5 protein-coding genes and 1 pseudogene are annotated in these 3,544 nt (G+C 35.8%); 5 read left to right on the plus strand and 1 reads right to left on the minus strand.

Annotated features, from left to right (window positions below; translation table 11 throughout):
- Window positions 1-416 precede the first annotated feature (416 nt).
- The 3 genes from ACIR310F_RS22565 to ACIR310F_RS0113735 are packed head-to-tail and all read left to right on the plus strand — an operon-like array spanning window position 417 to window position 2,137.
- The gene (locus ACIR310F_RS22565) at window positions 417-803 is read left to right on the plus strand and encodes a prevent-host-death family protein (RefSeq protein ID WP_196803219.1); all 387 of its coding nucleotides are present in this window, start codon (window positions 417-419) and stop codon (window positions 801-803) included.
- The gene (locus ACIR310F_RS0113730; protein ID WP_028084313.1) at window positions 784-1,668 is read left to right on the plus strand and encodes a DUF7226 domain-containing protein; all 885 of its coding nucleotides are present in this window, start codon (window positions 784-786) and stop codon (window positions 1,666-1,668) included. The genes ACIR310F_RS22565 and ACIR310F_RS0113730 overlap by 20 nt, the downstream gene beginning before the upstream one ends.
- Window positions 1,646-2,137, plus strand: coding sequence for a hypothetical protein (locus ACIR310F_RS0113735; protein ID WP_028084314.1), 492 nt, complete (start codon window positions 1,646-1,648; stop codon window positions 2,135-2,137). Before ACIR310F_RS0113730 ends, ACIR310F_RS0113735 begins: the two co-directional genes overlap by 23 nt.
- Window positions 2,138-2,247: 110 nt before the next feature.
- Here ACIR310F_RS0113735 and ACIR310F_RS0113740 read toward each other — a convergent pair.
- Window positions 2,248-2,586: pseudogene (locus ACIR310F_RS0113740) on the minus strand (class I tRNA ligase family protein); the annotation flags it as partial.
- 164 nt (window positions 2,587-2,750) lie between these two features.
- On the opposite strand from ACIR310F_RS0113740, the gene ACIR310F_RS0113745 reads away from it, so the two are divergent.
- Window positions 2,751-3,020, plus strand: coding sequence for a hypothetical protein (locus ACIR310F_RS0113745; protein WP_028084316.1), 270 nt, complete (start codon window positions 2,751-2,753; stop codon window positions 3,018-3,020).
- Window positions 3,017-3,469, plus strand: coding sequence for a PIN domain-containing protein (locus ACIR310F_RS22570; RefSeq protein WP_028084317.1), 453 nt, complete (start codon window positions 3,017-3,019; stop codon window positions 3,467-3,469). Before ACIR310F_RS0113745 ends, ACIR310F_RS22570 begins: the two co-directional genes overlap by 4 nt.
- Window positions 3,470-3,544: the final 75 nt, after the last annotated feature.

Here is a 3,544-nt window from a genome sequence, read left to right on the forward strand (position 1 = left end):
ATCTTTGTATTTTCCAGTTTCGGTCACAGGTTCATGCCTAAATGTAGGTGTGCAGGTTATCCGATCAATTATAAGTCGTCGGTTGGGTTGAAGAACGAAACCCAACAGCAGTTATGGGTATTTTGGGGTTAATGTTGGGTTTCACTTCGTTCTACCCAACCTACGGGAGCATAGGTAGAGCGAATTCCAAATAGTTTAGTCCTGAAACCATCTCTATACAAGCTTTTTAGCTCTAAATTGTAAAACAATAATAAAATTACTTAAAATATATATTGACAACTTTTGCTAGATAAAGCTATATTGTCTGATATACAAATTTAGTCAAACGATGAATAATATGTTTGTACTATTGCATTGAGAGGAAAAAGCACGTGAGTTCTTTTAAGCAGCTCCCACTATCAGACCTTAGAGAGAGCTTGCCAAAGTTCAAGCGTCAAGTTCAGTTAGGGATGAAGAGAATTGCTGCTACCTATTATGGTCAAGTAGTTGCATTCTTAGTTCCTTTAAAGGATTTAGAACAAGCTGAAAAAGATGGCGCTATTAGTAAAAGTGAAGAAATGTCTTTATCGGATTTCCGGCTACATTTAACGGAATGTTGGGAACGGTTACAAATGGATGTTGATTGTATTTATGTAACGTATCATACGCGCAGAGCAGTAGCTTTTGTTAGCCCTCGTCTTACAAATTATCTTTCAATTCCAATTTCAGAAGTGGCTCATAAGCTTCTTGCCATAGATAGCGGTCTTATTCAAGTAGAAAGTTTACTCAAGGAAGAAATAATTCATGTTCAACATCAAAGCTGAGTCAGAATTGCAAAAACAACTAAATAAACTAGAAGACTATTATCCTCCCGAAGTTTGTGTGGAATTTAATCAATTTCTAGAAATTCTGAGGAGAGATGGCCAATTTAGCAAAACAGATTTTTATGATGTTAATACAAACCAAATTTCTGGACTGACTTGCAACTTATTTTACAGACCTGACTTTGAGAAAGGGGAAGTTTTAATAATTGCATTGAAAGTCAAGCCAGCAGACGTATTTAGACAGAGATTTAATATTAGGGATGAATGGGATGATAAGGATGTTCTAGAATCTATTCCCCAGTACGATAAACCAGAAAAAATTGTTAAGGCTATTGAGTTAATTCATCAAGGAATTCAAGATTCTTATGAATTAGGTTATGAATTAGGACATAGAGGCAAGAAAAGAGAATATATTTCTCGACACGGACAGTATGCGAAGCACGCTATCGAGCAACTTGAACTGATTGTAATAACTCGAAAAGGCAGACAATACCTAGTAGAACTAACAGAAAAAGGCAGGAGAATTGCTGAAGGAATTAATGATGAGTTAAAATTAAGATTGCTCTATGAAGCTATGTTGCACTATCCTCCTGTTTGGCGAATTATTGTCGCCGTTTCAGAAAGAGATAGTCAACTAAATGATGGAATACTAAATGATGAATTAGTTAAAAATATAGCTTTTCCAGAAATATTGCGAGGTGCTGATACAAGTAATCGTCGTTCTCAGACTTTAAAAAACTGGATCAAGCGGATTTCCAAGTTTTCTGGAATTCCTATACGTCTTCACAATAGTGGTATGCAGCTTACTATCCCAATGCTATATGCTGAAAATGAATATAACAATGAAAACACAGAGGAAGACTAAAATATATGATTTTAAGAGCCAAGAGTTCATAGGTAAGAATGGTGAAAATATTCTTGATAAATGGCTTGGCTCTATCTATAAAATTTTAGATGTTTCCACGGTTAAAAAGTATCAAAATTCTGGTATAGACAGAATTTTGATGCGTCCCGATGGAAGCACTGTCAGCGTTGAGTATAAATTCGATTTAGCTTCATCAAGAACAGGAAATTTATTCTTTGAAACTGTCTCTGTAGATAATAAAAATATTCCTGGTTGGGGATGGCTATCACAGGCTGAATACTGGATATTTTTACTACCAACGATGGAAGTATTAGTAGTTGAGCCGGGAAAAATGAGAAATATGATTTGGTGTCATCGTTGGGAACTCCAAGAAAAGGAAATTCAGAACGTAGGCTATAAAACTTTAGGAATTCCTATTCCTTTATCTAAAGTTAGAGAAATTGCTTACTACATCGTGCAACTAAATTAAATAATTCATAAGTTAAGAGAACCCGACACAAACCATTAGCAAATGTAGGTTGAGTTGAGGAACGAAACCCAACACCACCAATCGGTATTTTGAAATCATGTTGGGTTTCACTTCGTTCTACCCAACCTACGGAACTCAATGGGCAACCCGTGACAATCCCAGCCAGGAACGTAACGAATCTTACGACCTTTTAGCAATTGGTAGCGGTTAATAATATCTTTGAGAATCTTATTTAAAGCATGACCAATATGTAATTGACCGTTAGCATAGGGAGGACCATCGTGCAGTATAAATAATTCGCCGGGGTTGTTTTCAGCCAGTTGAGAATAAATGTTGTTTTCTGCCCAGAATTTTTGGATTTCGGGTTCGCGCTTAATGGCGTTTGCCCGCATATCGAAGTTAGTCTTGGGTAAGTTGACGGTGTCTTTGTATTTTCCAGTTTCGGTCACAGGTTCATGCCTAAATGTAGGTGTGCAGCTTATCCGATCAATTATAAGTCGTCGGTTGGGTTGAAGAACGAAACCCAACAGCAGTTATGGGTATTTTGGAGTTAATTTTTTGTTTTTACAGGTTTACAATATATACAATATATAAAGTTACCCACAATAGACTTATGACACTAACCCTCAGCTTACCACCAGAATTAGAACAGTATTTAATACAGGAAGCAAAACAACAAGGTCTTTCTGTGGAAACTTATGCAGTGCAATTGCTACAAAAAGAAAAACAATTGAAAATAGTTAATGTGCTTCAGTCTTGGATAGATGAAAGTGATGAACAAGAACAGCAAGAAACAGGAGAATATTTAATTAATGCTTTAGATGAAAATCGTTTATCCAATCGTCAATTATTTCCGCAAGAATTAAAAGGTATCAGTTGGTGAATAAAATTATTTTATTAGATGCTGGACCTATAGGCTTAATCACAAATCCCAAATTATCAGATGAAAGCCTGGCTTGCGCTAAATGGCTACAAATGCTAATTTTTTCAGGTAGTAGAGTTATCATTCCTGAAATTGCTGATTATGAAGTGCGACGAGAATTATTAAGAGCAAATAAATTTAAAGGTATTGCTCGTTTAGATGAATTAACTCAACTGGTAGAATATCTACCAATTACAACAAATGCAATGCGTCAAGCTGCTTTATTTTGGGCGCAAGCTCGACAACAAGGACAACCAACAGCAGGTGATAAAACAATAGATGGAGATATAATTTTAGTTGCTCAAGCTGTAACTTTAAATATTGCAGATATTGTGATTGCCACAACTAATGTTGGTCATTTGTCAAGGTTTGTTAATGCTGATTTATGGCAGAATATTCAAATAAACTGAATAATAACAGGACTTACGCAAAATATCTCTCAAACCCTCTTTTCTTCGTTCTCTTCGTTCCTATGCCTTCGGCAC

It is taken from the genome of Dolichospermum circinale AWQC310F, assembly GCF_000426925.1.
Taxonomy (GTDB): Bacteria; Cyanobacteriota; Cyanobacteriia; order Cyanobacteriales; family Nostocaceae; genus Dolichospermum; species Dolichospermum circinale.

Excerpts from the sequence above, each read along its gene's own strand:
- ACIR310F_RS0113745 (WP_028084316.1), top strand. The coding sequence starts at position 2,751 with ATGACACTAACCCTCAGCTTACCACCAGAATTAGAACAGTATTTAATA.
- ACIR310F_RS0113735 (WP_028084314.1), top strand. The coding sequence starts at position 1,646 with ATGAAAACACAGAGGAAGACTAAAATATATGATTTTAAGAGCCAAGAG.
- ACIR310F_RS0113730 (WP_028084313.1), top strand. The coding sequence starts at position 784 with ATGTTCAACATCAAAGCTGAGTCAGAATTGCAAAAACAACTAAATAAA.